Source organism: Streptomyces sp. NPDC056835 (genome assembly GCF_042789485.1).
Classification (GTDB): Bacteria; Actinomycetota; Actinomycetes; order Streptomycetales; family Streptomycetaceae; genus Streptomyces.
The window spans coordinates 120187-135831 of sequence record NZ_JBHUBB010000007.1; the positions used below are offsets into that span (position 1 = coordinate 120187).

At 65.7% G+C, this 15645-nt stretch carries 16 protein-coding genes; 4 read left to right on the forward strand and 12 right to left on the reverse strand.

Annotated elements, in window-relative coordinates; all coding sequences use genetic code 11:
• Positions 1-41: 41 nt before the first annotated feature.
• Both ACFRMN_RS10075 and ACFRMN_RS10080 read right to left on the reverse strand, forming a co-directional pair.
• Positions 42-218: a hypothetical protein gene (locus tag ACFRMN_RS10075; protein WP_383016117.1), complete on the reverse strand. Its 177-nt coding sequence runs from the start codon at positions 216-218 to the stop codon at positions 42-44.
• The gene (locus ACFRMN_RS10080) at positions 215-1336 is read right to left on the reverse strand and encodes a radical SAM protein (RefSeq protein WP_383016120.1); all 1122 of its coding nucleotides are present in this window, start codon (positions 1334-1336) and stop codon (positions 215-217) included. The genes ACFRMN_RS10075 and ACFRMN_RS10080 overlap by 4 nt, the downstream gene beginning before the upstream one ends.
• A gap of 895 nt (positions 1337-2231) precedes the next feature.
• On the opposite strand from ACFRMN_RS10080, the gene ACFRMN_RS10085 reads away from it, so the two are divergent.
• Positions 2232-3458, forward strand: coding sequence for a helix-turn-helix transcriptional regulator (locus tag ACFRMN_RS10085; protein WP_383016123.1), 1227 nt, complete (start codon positions 2232-2234; stop codon positions 3456-3458).
• Positions 3459-3539: 81 nt separating this feature from the next.
• Here the strand turns inward: ACFRMN_RS10085 and ACFRMN_RS10090 are convergent, their stop codons facing one another.
• The 6 genes from ACFRMN_RS10090 to ACFRMN_RS10115 form a co-directional block, all read right to left on the reverse strand.
• A complete protein-coding gene (locus ACFRMN_RS10090) occupies positions 3540-4037 on the reverse strand; it encodes a phage terminase small subunit P27 family (RefSeq protein WP_383016126.1) in 498 nt (165 codons plus the stop codon).
• A 736-nt stretch (positions 4038-4773) separates the two neighbouring features.
• Positions 4774-5274 (reverse strand): hypothetical protein, encoded by a 501-nt coding sequence (locus ACFRMN_RS10095; protein ID WP_383016129.1) that lies wholly within the window; start codon positions 5272-5274, stop codon positions 4774-4776.
• A 1-nt stretch (position 5275) separates the two neighbouring features.
• Positions 5276-5512, reverse strand: a complete 237-nt coding sequence (locus ACFRMN_RS10100; protein WP_383016132.1) for a hypothetical protein — start codon at positions 5510-5512, stop codon at positions 5276-5278.
• A 93-nt stretch (positions 5513-5605) separates the two neighbouring features.
• Complete coding sequence (locus ACFRMN_RS10105) at positions 5606-5914, reverse strand: hypothetical protein (RefSeq protein WP_383016135.1); 309 nt, start codon at positions 5912-5914, stop codon at positions 5606-5608.
• A gap of 485 nt (positions 5915-6399) precedes the next feature.
• Positions 6400-8097, reverse strand: coding sequence for a recombinase family protein (locus ACFRMN_RS10110; RefSeq protein WP_383016138.1), 1698 nt, complete (start codon positions 8095-8097; stop codon positions 6400-6402).
• 409 nt (positions 8098-8506) lie between these two features.
• Positions 8507-8929: a glutaredoxin domain-containing protein gene (locus ACFRMN_RS10115; protein ID WP_383016141.1), complete on the reverse strand. Its 423-nt coding sequence runs from the start codon at positions 8927-8929 to the stop codon at positions 8507-8509.
• 182 nt (positions 8930-9111) lie between these two features.
• Between ACFRMN_RS10115 and ACFRMN_RS10120 the strand changes: the two genes are divergently transcribed.
• The 3 genes from ACFRMN_RS10120 (at position 9112) to ACFRMN_RS10130 (ending at position 11423) form a co-directional block, all read left to right on the forward strand.
• Positions 9112-9516 carry a DUF4158 domain-containing protein gene (locus ACFRMN_RS10120; RefSeq protein ID WP_383016554.1) on the forward strand — a complete coding sequence of 135 codons (405 nt, stop codon included), beginning with the start codon at positions 9112-9114 and terminating at the stop codon, positions 9514-9516.
• Positions 9517-9600: 84 nt separating this feature from the next.
• Positions 9601-10038 (forward strand): hypothetical protein, encoded by a 438-nt coding sequence (locus ACFRMN_RS10125; protein ID WP_383016144.1) that lies wholly within the window; start codon positions 9601-9603, stop codon positions 10036-10038.
• A gap of 329 nt (positions 10039-10367) precedes the next feature.
• Positions 10368-11423, forward strand: a complete 1056-nt coding sequence (locus tag ACFRMN_RS10130; protein ID WP_383016147.1) for a hypothetical protein — start codon at positions 10368-10370, stop codon at positions 11421-11423.
• A 388-nt stretch (positions 11424-11811) separates the two neighbouring features.
• Here the strand turns inward: ACFRMN_RS10130 and ACFRMN_RS10135 are convergent, their stop codons facing one another.
• From ACFRMN_RS10135 to ACFRMN_RS10150, 4 genes are all read right to left on the reverse strand, one after another.
• Positions 11812-12468, reverse strand: a complete 657-nt coding sequence (locus ACFRMN_RS10135; protein WP_383016150.1) for a TetR/AcrR family transcriptional regulator — start codon at positions 12466-12468, stop codon at positions 11812-11814.
• A 165-nt stretch (positions 12469-12633) separates the two neighbouring features.
• Complete coding sequence (locus tag ACFRMN_RS10140) at positions 12634-13239, reverse strand: GPP34 family phosphoprotein (RefSeq protein WP_383016153.1); 606 nt, start codon at positions 13237-13239, stop codon at positions 12634-12636.
• Positions 13240-13308: 69 nt separating this feature from the next.
• A complete protein-coding gene (locus ACFRMN_RS10145) occupies positions 13309-14067 on the reverse strand; it encodes an SDR family oxidoreductase (RefSeq protein WP_383016156.1) in 759 nt (252 codons plus the stop codon).
• A gap of 162 nt (positions 14068-14229) precedes the next feature.
• Positions 14230-15597: a dihydrolipoyl dehydrogenase family protein gene (locus tag ACFRMN_RS10150; RefSeq protein WP_383016159.1), complete on the reverse strand. Its 1368-nt coding sequence runs from the start codon at positions 15595-15597 to the stop codon at positions 14230-14232.
• Positions 15598-15645 lie beyond the last annotated feature (48 nt).

The following is a 15645-nucleotide window of genomic DNA, read 5'->3' on the forward strand; positions in this document are numbered from 1 at the left end:
CAGCGAGACCCGCACGGATTTGATCAGACGTGCCCCGCGTCCTACTGGTAGGGGTTGTCGTCGTTGCACCCCGGCGTGGTGCCTTCGGTCAGCGACTCCAGGTCGTCCACGATGACCAGCCCTGCCGGTTCCGGGGCCTTCGGCGGAACGGCCGGGACCGGAACCAGCCCCAGGGCGGCGAAGGGACGGGACGCGATTTCGACGGCTACAGCGCTCACGCTGCATCATCTCCATTTCCGTGTTGGCAGTAGGTGTTCAGTGGTGCCTTCGCTTCCTGGTATGCCTTAGCGAGCGGCCGACACACCCGGCAAGAAGCCGAGAGCTCGCAGCCGCTGCAGCCACCGGAGCGAAGCATTTGGGCATCTGCGATTGCCGGCAGACGCAAAAGACCGTCCAGCCCCTCAGCCATAAGGCTGATGGGGTTTTCCCGTCCGATTTTGCACATGGTGGCGAACCCGTGAGGGTCAACATGGAAAAAGGTGTGCCCTGCCGGGCATCCCTGGAAGATCGTGGACTTGTCCAGAAGTCCGGGCGCTTGAGCGGCGAGCGGTTCGGCGGTGCCGTTGTAGGTCGGGGAGATATTCGAGTACTCCGTGTACGCCTGCGCGTACTCCTCCGCGATTTCCCGCATGGCCGCTATCTCGTGGGAATTGTGCTTGGTGATGATCAGCACAAGCTCAAGGGGGATGCCCGATTCCTTGGCAGCCTTTAGCCCCTTCATGAGCAGTTTGTAAGCGCCCGGCTTACGCGTGAGGGAATCGAAGCTCTCGGCGGTCGCGCCATAGAGAGACACCGTTACTTTGTGGGGCCTCATGGATGAGAACAGTTCGATTACGTCCGGCCGGTGCAGGCGAGATCCGTTCGTCAGAATCTCGATGAGCATTCCGAGGCCGTACGCATAGCGGTAAGAGTGCACGAAGTCCCGGTCAATAGTGGGCTCTCCGCCAGTGAATTGCATCCACAGCACCCCCGCATCTCGGAGCATCAACAGAAGGCGGTCCTTCTCCTCACGCGGCAGCCCTTCAAATTTACGCTCTGCCAAATAGCAGTGTTCGCAATTGAAGTTGCACCCCTTATTGATCTCCCACGTGGCGCGGCTGTAGTTCAGCGGAGTGAGGGGGCGAACCAGTACGTTGCCCTTTGCGGGTCGCCCGGAGAGTTCGAGCCCCCACGCCTGCCGGGCAGCTTCGGCCAGCCACCCCGGCACCTTGTGCCCGTCGGATACTGCGCCGGAAAGCTCCTGGTGCATGGCGCGGGGGATCTGCATTCCCTTACGCGCACCGGGGCACGCAATGACGAACTTGTCTCCCTGCGGGCTTGCAATCACCTGATGCATAAGGGTCCTCCGTCGCTGGTGCCCCACCCGGCTGCCGCTGTCCAGTTACGCAGCCGGGCGGGGGTCTGCTCCATCCCCGGCGGTGCTGCTCTGTCCGAGGGCTGGCACTGGCGTTGTCAGCCGGGGATGGAAATCTGTGTGGCAGATACGTTTGCAGCCAAGTGGGACCCGTTCCCGCCGGGATCACGAACAGAACCGGGGGGATATCTGTTCACTTCCGTCCGGCGGGAACGGGGGTCTATTCAGTGGCGAGACATGCCGGACAGTTCACCGTCCGCAGCCACTGAGTGGGATTGATGTTCGCTATGGAGCAAACAGGCTCCAACGTGAAGCGCTTAGCGTTTCCCTCCTCCGGAATCACTCGCAGTTTGTGCACTGTCAACACGTCCTCGCCAACCGTGCCCGCCACAACCGCTGCTTGGGTTCCCGAACGCTGCATCAGTACCAGCCCCGCCCCTGTCGCCGATTCTCCTGCGTCACCAGGGGCCGGATGCGCTGCATGATCGGACTGTACGAACGGTCGTCGGTGGCGCGGCGGTGCGGATGCTGACGGATCGTGTCGTCGGCGGATCGAATGCTGACAACACTTCCCAACGACCGTACAGATTCGCGCTGTCGCGCCGCTACCACGCAGATGGTGCACCCCTCTACGGGCACGGGCTGTAACTGTGGCACGTAGAGGATCGGAGCTGAGTCACTCACCGTTCAACCGCCTTGTGGTGGGTCTACCGGGCAGGGGTGATCAGGGAACCAGTGGGTACGGAAGAGGGCCACAGCAGAAAAGCTGCACTCCAGCGGACTTTTGGCCTCACTGTCCCCTCTGACCTGCGTAGACGGGCTCGCATTGGCTACCCTGCCTAGACCAGACGCACCCGGCGAGAGGGGACGGGCCGGCATGGCACCCAAACGACGGAGATTCGCAGAACTCCGGAAGACGCGCGGATACAACCAAGAGGGATTCGCGGAAGCGGTGGGAGTTGATCGTTCCACTGTCCAGCGTTGGGAAAGCGGGAAGAACGACCCTCATCCGTGGCAAAGGCCAAAAATCGCGAAAATCCTGCAGCTGACGGCGAAAGAACTAGACGCACTATTGAGTGCCGAGCTTTCTGCGTCCGGCGGTTCTCCAACTGATTGGGTCGCAGCTGCCGAATCGTCTACGGACGATGAATTTGATGCTCTTGAACTGGCACGCAGAGTATCGGCTAGTGACGTCGGATCAGAAACTCTACTTCGGCTTGAAAATGCTTTCGATGAACTGGCAGTAAAGTACCCGATATCGCCGCCGCGGGAGCTTTTGCAGCGAGTGCGAAGGCACTCTGCTTACGTCTCAAGGCTAATTGATTCCCGAATGACCCTAGGTGAACAGCGGCGCCTCTTCGTTATCGGGGGTTGGTTCCAACTCTTGGGGGCAACTCTGCATATCGATCTAGACCAAGAAAGCGCCGCAACATCCCGCCTTCAAACTGCTATGACTCTCGCCCAGCACGCGGAGAATTCCGAGATTCAAGCATGGTGCTACGAGACGGATGCTTGGCGAGTCCTTACAGACGGTGATTTCGCGCGGGCGGTTGAACTTTCCAGGGTCGCACAGCTACTTGCCCCCCGGGGAAGCTCGGTTGCAATCCAGGCAATAGCGCAAGAGGGTAGAGCAAGGGCACGGCTCGGCGAGACAACGGAAACCTACAACGCCATAGACCGGGTGCAAAGAATGTCCGACACTCTGGCGCAGAGGAAAGACATTAGGCATCACTACCAGTACGATTCAGGAAAATCTTTGGCCTATGCCGCAACGACCTTGGCATGGGTCGGAGACCCCGCCGCCGAAGGTGTTGCACGGGAAGTGATCGCCAGGATGGAGCCCGCTGCGGATATTCAGAAATGGCCGCGCAGAGTGGCGTCGGCCAATATTGATTTGGCTCTGATTCTGCTTCGCAGCGATCGACTGGATGAAGCATGCAATGCGGCGCAACAAGCGATACTTTCGGGGCGCATTGTTCCTTCGAATCACTGGCGCGCTTTGGAAGTGGTCCAAGCAGTCGAGGTCCGTCAACTACCGGAAGCATCGGATCTTCGTGATGCCTATCAAGGATTGAAGGCCATCGCAAAGCGGGTCGACGAATGATCCCGTCAGCTAAAAAGCCCCCGTACCCCGTTTACCCTAACTAAAGGGAACGGGGTACGGGGGCGTCTGCAATGCGCTATGTCAGTCCCAGATATCGGGGTCGTCGTCCTCGATGTCTGGCGCAGTAATGGCGGTGCGTGCGCTCGGCGAGAGTCCCAATTCACGAATGTACCGAGAAAGCTGAGTCCGGTACTGGGCGGCAATGGTGGCTGCGCCGTTCTTCACAGTGCCCCGCTCGGCGGACACCAATAGCCCTCGCTCGGAAAGGTCTCGCTCGGCCTGGTCGATGCGAGCCACACACACGCAGAGATCTTTAACGGTGGCGTGGTCAACCTCGCCGATACCCGCTGCGACTTCCAGCACGGGAACTACCCGCCGCCATTCTTCCGACGCGACATCGCGGCATCGCACGTTCGCTGACTCGACAGCGCGATCGGGCGAGAACTTAAAGACCTCAACCCAGTTGGGTTCCGCAAGGATAGCGCGTGGGACTACTACGCCTTCTTTGATCGGCTTCTTTGAAGGATTCCCTTCACGTATCCGCTTGACAGCAGACGTCGGCCGGTATCTGTCGGCCACACATTCTCCTTTCGAGGGGTAGTTCGCGCCCCCAAAAATGCCCGCAGCTGCGGCGAGAGTTTTTTGCCTCCCTGCCGTGCGGCTGTGAGGGGAGAAGGGAGTACCCGCCTGGTCAGAAGGGCGGGCGTTCACCCGAATCACGACGCGAACGGAATTCCGCAGCGAATCCGCCGGGCTGATTACGCGCAGTCTCTCCGTTATGGCATTTCGCACACAGCGGACGCAGATGCCTTGAGGCATCCGGATTCTTTTCGCCCCGCGCGATGAGTTCTTTTCTGCTCTTAGGATGGTGGTCTGCGACATTCGCGGCCCGACCGCACAGCACACACCAGGGGTTCGCGTACAGGTAGGCGCGGCGAATGCGCGGCCAGACAGGACCGTATGCGCTTGTCCCGGGCGTTATGCGCTGCTTGTTCGCCTGTCGCTGGTGTTCCTTGCAGCGGCCCCCTGCCGTCAACTCGGGGCATCCGGGTATCGGGCAGGGGGTACGGGGCTTACGCGGCATGGGGGCCATTCGGCGGGATAACCGGGGGGTTTATCGGAGTCCCGTCCGGGTGGCGGGGTGTGAGGTCAATAACCGTGAGCCGGCCAGCATGCCGCACTAGCTGAACTCCCCTCGGCATTGCGGTCTCCGCGTCTGTTGCTGTATCGGCCCACGCGGGCCGCCCGTCCTCATCACGGGGGAAGTACGGGTAATCGCCGTTCGGTCCTGGGTCGAGTGCGTCAACTGCCATCATCATTCCTTGCTGTCCAGGAACTCATCACGAGCCTTCCGAAGTTCCTCGGCGAACTCGGAAGCCTTCTCCGAAGCCATCTTTTCGGCGTGATTCTCAATGTCATCGAGAATGGCCACGGGATAATAACGCTGGTCTGGAACGGTCACGACTTCCTGCAATGACCGCTGCGCGCGCTGCGCTTCGTCCATGACGTGCCTGCGCTTGTGACGAGCCCCCCGGTATTCAACGTAGGCGGCAAACCAGGGCTCTTCGGCCAGCAGCTCATAGAAGCGTTCCCGGGCACCGTCCCCGGAGCTTCCGGCCTCCCTCGCGTGGTCCGACCACGTGCGGGAAAACTCGCTGTCGTAGATCTTTCCGCGTTCCGCCCGGCGGGCTGCCTCGGCTTCCTGTGCAGCTTCCAATTCTGCCTGCGCTTCGGCGAGTGGAGAGGAAAGCTTTTCTGCCTGCGCCTTGAGCTTGGCAACGCGCTCGGAAGCCTTCTGGATTTCGTTGGTGGTCATGTCAGTTGGCGCCCTTCGTCACGTCGCGGCCGTACTCGGCCGCTATCTTCTTGTCGTTCTCGTAGTAGCCAAGGCTCAGTCGGACAATCGTGCCGAGCCTTTCGAAAGCCTCGGGACGCGAATCCCGGAGCTTGGCAAGATTCTCCATCTGCTCATCTCGCTGGAATGCGTCAGCACGAAGCCGGCCCGTGTCGCGCTTTCGGTCCAGCCATTCGGCGCGGTTGAGATGCTCGTTCATGGTGTTTCCTCCGCTGTGTTCGGAAATGAAAAATCCCCTGCGTACGGCACGACAGGGGAGGAATAGGGTTCAGGCTTTGTCGGATACGCGGCCCTACGCGGCGTTGGCCCGTGGCGCCTTGAACAGCGCACGCGCAGCAATCTGCGTTGCGTGGTAAACGTCCGTTCGGCAATTGGCCGAGCAGTAGAGCGGCCTACGTCCCCGCCCCACGTAGGTCAGTTCGTTGGAACAGTTCGGGTGTACGCAGATTTTGGAACTCTCGTCCTCGGCGCGCTGCCGTGCATCGGTGACGAGAGCGAGGGTCGTACGCGCGGCGGCCTGGTCGCCGTTCACGGCTTCCTGTGCGGCGCTCTCTGCGCGTCGCAGCAGCGCGCAGACCTCTATGTGTCGTGCGGTGTCCATCGTTCCTCTCAGGTGGGCTCAGGGGCCGAGACGGGCCCTCTCGATGGTTACGGGAGAGCGGACGTCGCATCGCACTCGCGGTGGCGCCCGCATCCGGGAGTGGATCGCTTCCGGGTGCCCAGTAGTGGAGGCCGAAGGGTTCTCGATAAAAAGGACGAAAGAACCAAAGGTGAACCAATTAAGTAGCCAATGTGATGTGGATCATGTTTCCGGGCTGGCGATCCGGTCTGTGCGGCCCTCTCGGCGGACGGGAGGCGGCGAGAGGTGTTGAGGGTGACGACGGAGACCCCGATCTCTCTTCTTTCTAGGTTTTTCTTGGCTTCCCCAAAAACAGTCGAAGTTCGACACCTCAACACCGTTTCGTCTCTCCGCTGTTCACCGCCCTCGCCGACCGGCGACGGCCCCGGGCGCCCGTGTGCGGGCACGGGAAAGCCCCGGTGGTCCGTATTGACCGTCCGGGGCTGTCTCGGTCCTACAGGAGGCAGCTAGGCCGCTTCCGCGTAGTCGTCTGCGTCCGTCTCCGGGGTCGCCCACGTGATCGACACACGGTCGTCCCCGATGAAGCGTCCACCCTGCTTGAGTGCCTTGGACACCGTGACACTGTCGATGCCCAGTGTCAGCAGGTCTCGGCGCATCGCAGCGTCCGCGGCCTGCCACGCATCGAGTGCCTTGCCGTTCATCAGGAACGTGATGTCGACCCGGGAACCGCCGGACAGTTCCTTGACGCGTTCCTCGGCGGCATCGAGACGCCGTTCCGCTTCTTGTTTCTTGGGCATCCTGTACTTGGCGGAACGCCCCGTGTAGAAACCCGCGTTGTCGTCGGCGTGGAACTTGTCGAGCCCTGCTTGAGCAGCCTTGAGCACCGCTCTCGCTTCCTGCAATTCGGCGGTCTCCGTGGGGCGCGTCAGTTGGTGGAACCGCTCGGCCACCGCGATCATCAGTTCTTGATCGGCATCGTCCATACTCCCAATTCGCTCGGCCCACGACTCGACCACGTACCTCTCAAGCGCGGCACGCGTAGCCGAAGCAGGCGCTGGGCACGCCCCGCCACCTGAGTAAAACTGGCACCCGTACGACTTGCCTTCCAGTTGCACGGCATAACCGCAACCCCCGCAGCGGAGTATCCCCGTAAGCGGGTGGACGCTGCGCCCGGGGCGGGGTGTGTTCGTGATGATCTGATGCCCGCTGAGCAATCGGCGGGCACGCGCCGCACTGTCGGCGGAAATCATCTGCGGCAGATGCTTTTCCTCCACGCAGCGGACACGTTCGCCTGCCTTGTTGAAGTAGGGGCTTGGGATCTTCCCCTGCGTGACTGTCAGCCAACCCTCATATACCGGGTGGACGATGATGGCCCGGATCGTGGCGCCGGTCCAGTTCTTACCGGTGGCGGATGCGATTCCCTGACTATTGAGTTTCCGGCTCAAGGCGCGTGAACTCACACCGTTACCTATCTCGCGGAAGATTCTCACGACCACATCCCAAGGGGAGATCTCCGTGCGCTCCTCGATACTGCACAGATACGGGACGAGGTTCGGGCTCAGGCGGCGCGTATCCGGATCGGCGACGAGACCGAACGGGGCGCGGGCGAGCCAACGTCCCTCGTTCCGCTGCGTGTTCTTGGTCTGGCGGACGTTGTATGAAAGGCGTGTCGAGTATTCGCGGGCATTCTCGGCGCGGTCGATGATCCACCGGCGGTCTCGCTCATCCATCGAGTCGAGCCGCTCGTAATCAAAGATCACACGGGCTTTGCCGAGGATCGGCACGACTGCTTCGGCGCCCTTGCGGCTGAACCGGTCGAGCGCGTAGCACCAGAGCGCGGGCACTTCGCCATGCAGTACGGCGTCCATGGCAGCGTCGTACTTGGGGCGCTTCACGTCCGACCAGGCGGACAGGTTCTCTTTCCAGACCTGACGAACGCAGTAGCCGTGTTCCTCGGCCCACGCGCGGCCCCGCTGCTCCTGGTCACGGATCGACAACGCGCGTTCGCCCTCGCGGACAACTTTGGACTTCCTGAGCAGAAGGTCTACCTGCGGGCGACCGTGGCAGCCGCACACTCCGTGTTGTGCCGTCTTCACTCCCCCCGTAGGGAGCGAAGGTGTTCTGTGGACACCTTGATTCGTCTCCCAATGCTTACGGGAGAGCGCAGGGTTCCTGTCGGAGCGAGACAGGGTGGCCTTGGCCATGGCGTGTACCCCTTGTGACCTGCGGAAACGGTCCGCACCCGAGTAGGTCCCAGGGTGTTCGACCTACTCCGGGCCGCCCCCCTCAAAGCTGCACTTGCGGTGGAGGGTTGGGAGTCCAGGGTGACCGCAGGTCATCGGCGCAGCCGACGCGACGCAGGAGCGCCCTTGACACCCGACCCGGAACCGCGAAACTCAAACCTCAGGGGCGGCCCCCACCCGCCATGACCGACTCCGGGTCACCCCGGTTACCCCTCGGCACGAACCCCACGCGGATCCGGCGGAGAGGGGCGGGGTAGGCAGCTCAGTAGGTCGGTCCGCCACGCGTTTCACCAGGTGATGAACCGGGCGAACTCCGACGCGTCCGGGAACGGCTGGTCCTGGGCCGGCGGTCGCTCGGGCCGGCCGGCACTCAAAGTCCGCGGACCCATTCAGGATCGGGGTTGGTGTGCGGCCGGCCCGCCACGACGACGGTCGGCACGGTCTCATTGCCGTCGTTGGCCGCCCTCACCGCTGCCGCTCCGGCCGGGTCACGCCAGATGTCGACCCAGTGCAACTGGCGGGCGCGACGGCCCAGTCGGACGCGGAGTCGCAGGCAGTACGCGCAGCCCGGCCGCCAGAAGACGATCGGCCGGCCGTCGATCGCGCTGCGGCGTTGTGCCTCCGGCGCGCTGATCGACCTCGGGAAGACCAAAGGCGAGTTCACGCCCGCGAGCAGTACGAACACCAGCAGGAGCGCTGCGGCCGAGCCGGGGTTCCCCTTGGAGATCAGCCCAGTCGCGACGAACGAGCCGCAGAGCACAAGCAGTATCGGCAGGATCCAAGCGCGCATCATGATGACGCAGGGTACGTGGGGCGTCGGAGGAGATACGGACGAGACCCGCCATTTAGTCACTCTCCACAATTAGTGACTACGGGAAGTGGCAGCCGTGTTGTGACCGCCTGTGATGATCGTAGGTCTCAGCCTGAGGGTATTGTGCTGCCGATCATGTGATTGGCGGTGTGGTTGTGGCGTCGGTGGAGCGGACGGCGTATCCGCGATTCAAGCGGATCATCTCCGGGCGGGAGCCGGCGCAGTTCTTCACCCCGTGCGCGGTGGAGGTCGCCTGGGCCGGGAAGCGAACCCATGACCGCCCGGAGCGCATGCTCACACTGCTGGTACTGCTGAAGCGCTGCGCTCGGCTGGGCTGCTTTCCCGACCTGGAGCAGGTCCCGGGGCCTGTCGTTGACCGGGTCCGCGGAACGATCTCCGTCTCACCGGATACTCCCGTAGCTTTCCATTCGGAGCGGTCCGCGGAGCGTTACCGCTCCTGGACCGTGAGTACTTGGGCTTGGCGTACGACCCGGTGCGGGCGCGTGGGATTGCCGCTGCCGCGATGGAGGAGGCGGCCCCTGTCCGGGCCTCGGTGGTGGACCTGGTGAATGTCGCGCTGGAGGAGCTCGTCCGCGCGGGCCTGGAGCTGCCGGGTTTCTCGACGTTGGACCGCGTTCGCGGAACAGGCCCGGGTGCTGTCGGTCGGCGATATGCTGGATATCTCCGAGCCGCGGCGGACCGCGCTGCTCGCCTGCGCGGTGGCCAAGGCCAGGGCGCGGGTGCGCGATGAGTTCGTGGTGATGCTGTCCAAGCGGATGGCCCGGCATGCCAAACGGGCCGAGGAGGAGCCGGCGGATCTGGAACAGCGTCACAAGGCGTCGACCGAGCAGCTGTTGGTCGCCTGCAAAGACGTGCTCACGGTGCTCAAGGAGCACATCGTCGACGAGCACGCCGGTCACAGCGGTCACAGCGGTCAGGGCAGCCTGGGCGATGCGTTGGCGGTGAAGCGTATCCGCGAGGTGGTGGAGGCGGGTGGCGGCTTCGATGTCCAGCTCGCGGAGATCGATGCGTTGGCGGCGTATCTCCCTGCGGCAGATGGCCCGCGAGGGCCGGCCCCTGAACGCGAGTGACCTGGCGGTCCTCAGCCCCTACCGGCGCGAGAACGTACTCCGCTTCGGCGGCTACACCACCAACCAACTCCACATACCCCCACCCGACTACAACCCGACACTCCAGGCCACCATCGAGGAAGCACGCGCAGAGACAGGGGCAGGTCTTGGATAGAGCGGGCCCAGCCGGTCGAGGGAGGGCACCACCAGGGTGTCGCCGGGCCGGAGGTAGTCGAGGCACATCATCGGCGTCCTCTCCTGTTTCGCCACACGATGTCTGCTAGAGAAATCACGATCAAGGACTGAAAGGCCGGGAACAAGTGGTGCCACGGAAGGTCAGCAGGATTCCGATGCCCAGTGTGGACAGTGGGCTCTTTCTGCTCACGCTCACCCTCGCGGCCGGGAAGCCCGGGACCCCAGAAAATACCGAGACCATCGCCCAGTACGCCGACGAGATGCTCGCAGTGGGCAACACTGCGGAGGCCGTCGACTGGTACTCGCGGATTGTCGAGGGCGGTGAGCCGGAACTCGGCCCGCAGGCGGCACTGCAGATCGGCGTGGCGCTGATGGGCGACGACAACGAGGCCGCCCAGGCGGCGTTGCGTTACGCAGCCGAGCACGGCGCCGGCCAGGTGGCGGAGGTGGCGGCACGTAACCTCCAGGTGATGGCCGACCACGGCATCGTTGCCCGGCCGGCACCTGCCACGCTGGAGGAAGTCGTCGGGCGTGCGGCGCTCGGGCGGGGCAGGATATGGGCGGCGGCGAACGATCTGCAGGGAGCTATCGAGGCGTTCGATTTCGCGGCCGGGTCACCGGTTGCCGACGTCGCCGCCGAGGGGCTGACCCTTCTGGGCTCGGCGCTGATGATGGGCGGCGACCAGGACGCGGCCGTGGAGGTCCTCAACCGGGCCGTGGCGTCCGGGCACCGCAGATTCGGCGCGATGGCGGCGGTCGACCTGGCCATGATCGTGGTCGACCGCGGCGAGCGTGACCATGCTTCCCTCCTGCTCCGCCAGGCGCGGGACGGTGACCTGGCCGGGACGATGGCGGCGGTGAACCTCGGGGTCATGCTCGCGCGATACCTCGGCGACGTGGACGGCGGCATCACCGCACTGCGCACGGCGGCCCAGGACCAGGTCCCGGTGATCGCCGCGGGTGGGCTGTTCAACCTGGCGACGCTTCTGGAGGAGAATGGGGACCGGACTGGGGCCGAGCAGGCGTACCGGGACGCGGCCGAATTGCGTCAGCCGATGTTCAGCGGCAAGGCTGCGTTGAACCTCGCGCAGCTGGTGAGCAGGCGGATGGACACCGTAGGCGAGCGCGCCGCCTACCAGCTCGCGGCCGAGGTCGGCGACCCCAACGACCAGGCCCAGGCCCGCAAGATGCTCGTCCTCCTGGGCGGTTAGGTCTAGGCGGTGTTCAGGTACCTGCGCTTCGCCGACACCGACGCCCGACCGCGGACAGTGTCCACACGATCCCCAACTCAGGTTTCCCGAGTACGACATGCGGCTCGAAGAGCGCTTGTCCCAGCTCATCGTTCAGGGGCGCAGCATCGCCACGCGCGAATCTCTGAATGTAAGTGCTGTAACTGACGGGGATCACTTTGCCAACATGATCCCGCGGACAGGCCCTGACGGGCAGGCCGAGCTGTTGGGAAACTACGGGACCGAGCCTCCCTGAATGCCGTCACTCTGTGTATTCGCAAGCGGGGTCCTCCCCAACAACAGCCCCCTTGAGGGGCTTTGGAGGAGATACGCGCGGTAGCGCCCCGGGCGCTATCGCGCGTATCTCCTGTCAGTGCGTCGACGGGGCGGTCAGGTCGTCCAGTTCGGCCGCGAAGAGCAGCGCGGGGTCGAATCCCATCCCGGTGAAGTGGCCCGCGAGTTCGAGGGACAGGGTGCCGTGCAGCCGGGTCCAGAAGGTCAGGGCCCGGTGGAGGGTCGTGGCTGAGGCGGGGTGGTCGCCCGCCCACTGCCGGTGGTCTTCGAGGTGTGTGGCGAACGGTGTCGTGGGGCGGTCCGAGGGCAGCGCCGTGCAGGCGTCGAGCAAGGTCGTCATGATCTCGACGGAGATGGCGGTGATGTCGTCGGGCGCGTGGTAGCCCGGGACGGGTGTGCCGTAGATGAGGAAGTACCGCTGGGGGTCGGCCAGCGCCCATGCGCGCAGGGCGTGCGCCAGCCCGGCCACATCGGCGCCGGACTCGTGGGCCGCGCGGAAGGTGTCGGCGAGGCTTCGGTACGCGTCCCTGATGAGCTCGGTGATCAGCTCGTCGCGGCCGGCGAAGTACCGGTAGAGCGCGGGTCCGCTCATGCCCATCCGCTTGGCGATCGCGTTGAGGGAGAGCGCGGACGCGCCTGCCGTGGCGATCTGTTCCCACGCGCGTTCCTTGATCTCCGCGCGCACCTGACCGCGGTAGCGCTCGCGCGGCGTCCTCGTGCCTTCTTCCACCATGGCCTGCCACCCTCCACGCCCCGCGCGACTATATCCTAAAGATATAGTTAGAGGCTATCACGGGAGCCATTGGCGCCCCCGCCTCTCGTGAGTTCCCGCCGGTGCTACCGACAGGGTGCGACCGGGGAGTTCTCCCCGTCGTCCCGCTCCGGGGCGAACAGGCGGTCAGTAGCCCCGCCAGATGTTGTCGAAAGCCGCCTGCTCGATGGACCGCCGCTGTCGTACGGCCTCCAGCTCAAGCAACGCCTCATTGACCGCGACGAGTACGGTCTCGACCGCGTCGTCGGGAGTGCTCGCGGCTTCCCCCGTCCCCTGGTCGCGGATCCCGACGGCCGTCGCGAGGGCGGCGAGGACCGGCTCGTTCGATGTCCAGCGGTCCCCCGCCAGCCGGCGATCGGGCGAATCGACCAGCACCGTCCGGCCCGTACGGAAAGGCAGCCCGCGCCGCCGCTGCCGGGTGAGTTGCCCCTCCGTCTCAAGAGCGGCCAGATAGGCCGCGGCCAGGCCCCGGCCTCTGCGCCACAGCCAGTCGGCGACCTGCTCGTACGGTGCTTCCCGGGCCAGCGAGTCCGCGGCCTGTTCCAGCAGCCGATCGGCGATGGCCGGCCGGTGGCCGGGCACGATCCGGTCGCCCTCCAGCCTGATGGCCTCGGCCGCGAGGAGGTCGATCAGCTCGGCTCCCGCCAGCGCGAGCGACAGCTCGCCCGCCACAGGAGGTGGACTGGGCGCGACGTCCAAGGCGGTGATCATCAAGTCCCGGGGTGTGGTCATTACGGGCTCCACCTCACTGGCGTCGACGGTCAGGCTTCGGCTTCTTCTCCCGGCCGAGTTCAGCCAGTCTTACCCAACGAACTGCTGCCCACCATCGATGTCGTATGTCCCGCCTGTGAGCGCCGTGTTGGTCATGATGTGGACGGCGAGCGCCGCGACGTCGGCCGGTCCGACCACGCGGCCGATCGGGAGAGTGGTCCGCAGCTCCTCGCGACGGGCGTCGAGTCCTTCGCCCAGGAGCCCCGCCGACAGCGGCGTGTCGACGAAACCGGCCGCGATGAGGTTGACGCGGACAGGCGCGAGCTCCAGCGCGAGGCTTGCCGTGAGCGCGGGCATCGCGGCGGTGACCGCCGGCGCGATCCCGAGGCCGGGACCGATCCGCCGGGCGCCGGTGCCGCCCATGTGCAGCAGCGAGCCCCCGGGCCGTACCCTCCCCACCGCGTGGCGTGCGACTTCGAGCGGCAGCAGCATGTGTTCGCTCATCGCCCGGCGCGCCTCATCCCAGTCCATGTCGAGGAGCCGCCCGTAGGACGGGTGTCCGGCCGTGACCATCACATGGTCGATCCGTTCCGGCAGTTCCTGGAAGAACCGCTTCAGCCGCGCGGGGTCGTTCGCGTCGAAGGCGACGGCGCCGAGCGCGCCGACCTCCGTCGCCGCGCTCCGTAGCCGGTCGGGGTCCCGGCCGGTCAGAATCACCTCGGCGCCTTCGGCGTGCGCGTGCCTGGCTGTCGCGAGCCCGATGCCCGCGCTCCCGCCGATGACGACGACGGTCTGCCCGAGCAGGGCCGGTTCGCGGTGGCTGAGAGAGACAGATGCCGCGGTACTCATCATTCCTCCTCCGATCCGCCGGTCCGGTCCTCCCGATCCGCCGGTCCGGTCCTCCCGGTCCGCCGACTCTCCCATCGGCTGGTCCGGCTCTCCCGGTCCGCCGGTCCACCCGTCGGCCGGTCCGCCGCGTTCCTCCCCGACGTTCGACGTGTTCGTGGGTGATCACGCCTCGACCGGCTGCCGCGTCCCCGTGATCTCGCGGCTGAGCGCCTTCAGCGCGGCGGCGTGGATCTCCGAGAAGCTGGGGAACGGCTGGATCGTGTCGCGCAGCACATCGAGCGGGACGCGGGCGCGGATCGCCAGCGTGGCCTGCTGCATCCACTCCCCGGCCTCGGGACCGAGCCCGTAGGCGCCGGTCAGTACGTCGCCGTCGCTGAGAAGCGTCAGAAAGCCGTCCGATTCGGCGTAGGCGTGCGTGTAGGTGGCCGTCTTGGCGATCTCCGCCAGTGGCGCGGTCGCGCTGAACCGGGCCTCGGCCGCGCCCACCGACGCCGCCTGCGGATCGGTGTACGTGACGCGCGGAACCGCCTCGTAATGGGCCTCACGGGGCTCGCCGAGGATGTTCGCGGCGACGACCTCGCCCTGGTACTCGCCGACGTGGGTCAGCGGCCAGATGCCCGTGACATCGCCGATCGCCCACAACCGCTCGCCCGCCCGCATGCGCGCGTCGACCGGGATTCCCCGGCGGTCCGCGGTGACGCCGACGGTCTCAAGACCGATCCCCTCGACGCGCGGGCGGCGGCCGGTCGCGACGAGCAGGCGGTCGCCGCGCAGCTCGCGTCCGTCGTCCAGCCCCAGAACGTAGTCCTCGCCGTCGCGGTGCGCCTCGGTCGCGTGCGTGCCGAGGACCAGCTCGATTCCGTCGCGGCGCAGCGCTTTGCCGAGCGCCTCGCCCAGCGGCGCCGGCTCGCGTGCGAGCAAGTGTTCGGCGCCCTCCACGAGGACGACCTCGCCGCCGAAGCGGCGTACCACCTGCGCCAGCTCAATCCCGGCCGGCCCGCCGCCGAGCACGATCAGCCGTGCGGGCACCGCCTTCATACCGGTCGCCTCCCGCGTGCCCCATACGCCGTCGAGTTCCCGCAGGCCGGTAACCGGCGGTACGACGGGGTCGGCGCCGTTCGCCAGCACGATGTGCCCGGCGGTGTACCGCACCCCGTCGACCTCCACCACCCCGGTGCCCGCCAGGCGCCCGCGGCCGCGCAGCAGGGCGATCCCGTGGTCCGCCAGCCAGCGCGCGGCTCCGGCGTCGGAGTAGTCGGAGACCATGTAGTCACGCCAGGCCAGGGCCGCCTTGACGTCGACCTCGGCGCTCCCCGCCGCCTCCCGCGCGCCCTGTACCGCCTCGCCGGGGCGCAGCAGCGTCTTCGACGGCACGCACGCCCAGTACGTGCACTCGCCGCCGGCCAGGTCGCGCTCCACGACGGCTACGCGCAGGCCGCCCTCGGCGAGCGCACCGGCGGCGTGCTCGCCCGGGGCGCCGCCGCCGAGGACGATCACGTCATAGTCATGGGTCGTGCCGGTGCCGCTCATCGCGTCCTCCGTTCGAACCCGCGTGCCACTCCCACGGTCGCTTCTAAC

Excerpts from the sequence above, each read along its gene's own strand:
- ACFRMN_RS10080 (WP_383016120.1), bottom strand. The coding sequence starts at position 1,336 with ATGCATCAGGTGATTGCAAGCCCGCAGGGAGACAAGTTCGTCATTGCG.
- ACFRMN_RS10085 (WP_383016123.1), top strand. The coding sequence starts at position 2,232 with ATGGCACCCAAACGACGGAGATTCGCAGAACTCCGGAAGACGCGCGGA.
- ACFRMN_RS10095 (WP_383016129.1), bottom strand. The coding sequence starts at position 5,274 with ATGACCACCAACGAAATCCAGAAGGCTTCCGAGCGCGTTGCCAAGCTC.
- ACFRMN_RS10100 (WP_383016132.1), bottom strand. The coding sequence starts at position 5,512 with ATGAACGAGCATCTCAACCGCGCCGAATGGCTGGACCGAAAGCGCGAC.
- ACFRMN_RS10105 (WP_383016135.1), bottom strand. The coding sequence starts at position 5,914 with ATGGACACCGCACGACACATAGAGGTCTGCGCGCTGCTGCGACGCGCA.
- ACFRMN_RS10110 (WP_383016138.1), bottom strand. The coding sequence starts at position 8,097 with ATGGCCAAGGCCACCCTGTCTCGCTCCGACAGGAACCCTGCGCTCTCC.
- ACFRMN_RS10115 (WP_383016141.1), bottom strand. The coding sequence starts at position 8,929 with ATGATGCGCGCTTGGATCCTGCCGATACTGCTTGTGCTCTGCGGCTCG.
- ACFRMN_RS10130 (WP_383016147.1), top strand. The coding sequence starts at position 10,368 with ATGCCCAGTGTGGACAGTGGGCTCTTTCTGCTCACGCTCACCCTCGCG.
- ACFRMN_RS10135 (WP_383016150.1), bottom strand. The coding sequence starts at position 12,468 with ATGGTGGAAGAAGGCACGAGGACGCCGCGCGAGCGCTACCGCGGTCAG.
- ACFRMN_RS10140 (WP_383016153.1), bottom strand. The coding sequence starts at position 13,239 with ATGACCACACCCCGGGACTTGATGATCACCGCCTTGGACGTCGCGCCC.
- ACFRMN_RS10145 (WP_383016156.1), bottom strand. The coding sequence starts at position 14,067 with ATGAGTACCGCGGCATCTGTCTCTCTCAGCCACCGCGAACCGGCCCTG.
- ACFRMN_RS10150 (WP_383016159.1), bottom strand. The coding sequence starts at position 15,597 with ATGAGCGGCACCGGCACGACCCATGACTATGACGTGATCGTCCTCGGC.